At 75.1% G+C, this 2014-nt stretch carries 3 protein-coding genes; 1 reads left to right on the top strand and 2 read right to left on the bottom strand.

The window, feature by feature from the left end; translation table 11 throughout:
* Positions 1–517 (top strand): class I SAM-dependent methyltransferase (locus tag RIF68_RS35310; RefSeq protein WP_309055666.1); only part of this gene is annotated, 517 nt, incomplete at its 5' end.
* 36 nt (positions 518–553) lie between these two features.
* On the opposite strand, the gene RIF68_RS35315 is transcribed toward RIF68_RS35310, so the two are convergent.
* Both RIF68_RS35315 and RIF68_RS35320 read right to left on the bottom strand, forming a co-directional pair.
* Positions 554–1273, bottom strand: coding sequence for a 2-phosphosulfolactate phosphatase (locus RIF68_RS35315; protein WP_309055668.1), 720 nt, complete (start codon positions 1271–1273; stop codon positions 554–556).
* Positions 1274–1570: 297 nt separating this feature from the next.
* A partial coding sequence (locus tag RIF68_RS35320; RefSeq protein ID WP_309055670.1) for a TipAS antibiotic-recognition domain-containing protein occupies positions 1571–2014 on the bottom strand: 444 nt, incomplete at its 5' end.

Here is a 2014-nt window from a genome sequence, read left to right on the forward strand (position 1 = left end):
CCCGGCCGACGTACTGGACGTCGGCTGCGGCACCGGCTCGCTTTCCGCACTCCTGGCCGGGGCCGGGCACCGGGTGACCGGTGTCGACCTCGCACCCCGCATGGTGGAGGCGGCCCGGGCCAAGCTGGCCGCCGCCGGCCTTCCGGGCCGGTTCCTGGTCGGCGACGCCGCGGCGCCGCCCACGGGGGAGGAGACGTTCGACGTCCTGCTCTCCCGCCACCTGGTGTGGACGCTCCCCGACCCGGCGGCCGCCCTCGACACGTGGGTGTCCCGCCTCCGCCCCGGTGGTGTCCTGCTCCTCGTCGAGGGCCGCTGGGGCGAGGCGGACCAGAGCGACGAGCCGTACGTGGCAGGGGCCGAGGCCCTCCCCTGGCACCAGGGCATCCGTGCCGACGATCTGGCCGATGCCGTACGTCCGCTCGTCAGCGACCTCCGTGTCCACCCGCTCACCACCGACACCGCCCTGTGGGGCGGACCGGTGTCCGACGAGCGTTACGCCCTGGTCGCGCGCGTCTGAACGCCCGGTCCCGGCGCCCCGCCCGGCCCGGGACCGTCAGAGCGGGCGCCCGTCGATCGGCGAAGGCCCCTCGATCGGCGAAGGCACGGCATGGGGGCGCAGCACCATGAGCCCCTCCTCCACGGCCGCCACCAGGGCGAAGGGGAACCGGTCGAGCTCGAGGCAGAGCGCGACATCATCGGGGTGGACGCCCTGGCGCACCCCTTGCGTCAGCTCGGCGGCCGCCCGGGACGCACCGGCCCGGTGGAGGTAACCGGCCGGGTCCGTCTCCGTCCCGGCGGCCCTGCGGGCGATGTACTGAGCGCACGCCAGGTCCTCGTCGGCCTGCCCGTCCTCACCGGTGACGACGAACGTGACGCCGTCACACCCGCGGGTCCGCAGGAGCCGGGCCGTCGCCTCCGCCACCACGAAGCCGGCGCACAGCACCAGCGACGCCTCCTTCACCGCCAGGGCGCCGACCGTCCCCGCCGTGGTCTTCTGCACCACGGTCCGGCCGCCGAGATCCACGGACCGCAGCCGGCCGGGCGAGTTGACGGCGTCGAACCCGGGCGCGGGCGCACCGTCCTTCAGCGCCACCGCGCCCGGATGACGCGCCTTCAGAGCCAGGGCCTCGTCGGGCGACCCGGCGAGAACGATCCTCTCCGCCCCCTGCGCGAAGGCCCAGGCGGCGACCGTGAAGGCACGCATGACATCGACCACGACGGCCACGTCCGGAACTTCGACCAGCTCGGGGATACCGAGGAAACGAGCGTCCATCCCGGCATGATCGTGGATGCCGTGCCCGCGCACTCCCCGGAGTGACGAGCATCACGGTCCGCGCCTCACCTCGCCCCGCTGCGGGGCTCAGCCGAACGCGACGGCGAGCCTGACCGCCTTCTCGCCGAAGCGGTCCGCAAGCGCCTTCATCACGGCGAAGCCGCGCGACCAGGGGGAGCCGGCGCCCAGGAGGGCACCGGCGGTCAGCCGCCGGTCACCTGTGGGGCCCGGAGGTGACCGCAGGCGCGGTACCCACGCGGACGGGTCCTGTACCGGTGAGCCGTGCCCGCGCCCGCCCTACTCCCAGGTCGCGGTGTCCGGATCGATCCCGTGGGCCCGCGCACTGGCGTCGACGAGACGACGGAACCAGGCGGCGAGGCCGGGGCGGATGCCGTCGTAGTGGGCGGCGAAACCCGGATCGGTCTCGAACCTGCGGCCGAGGCACACCTGCATCCGCCGAGTGAGCGGAAAGTACGCGGCGAAGACGTCGCGGTGCCGGTCGACCAGCCGCTCCGCCTCCGGGCCGCCGGGTGCGACACCGGCGTCCATCGCCTCCCCGAGGTCCCGCTCGAAGCCGGCCATGGCGTCGGCGACGGCCTGCCACTCCTCCGGCCCGCGCGAGGCCGCCCCTTCGGCGTACTGCTGCCACTGCGTGGTGCCGCCGTACCGCCGGCGGGCCTCGGCCGGCCGGTCCGGGTCCCATCCGGGACCGAAGATCGCGGCCTGCTGCTCGGCCGTCAG

The organism is Streptomyces sp. (assembly GCF_031178505.1).
Taxonomy (GTDB): Bacteria; Actinomycetota; Actinomycetes; order Streptomycetales; family Streptomycetaceae; genus Streptomyces; species Streptomyces gulbargensis.

Bases quoted from the DNA above. Each gene is read 5' to 3' on its own strand.
- RIF68_RS35315 (WP_309055668.1), bottom strand. From the start codon at position 1,273: ATGGACGCTCGTTTCCTCGGTATCCCCGAGCTGGTCGAAGTTCCGGAC.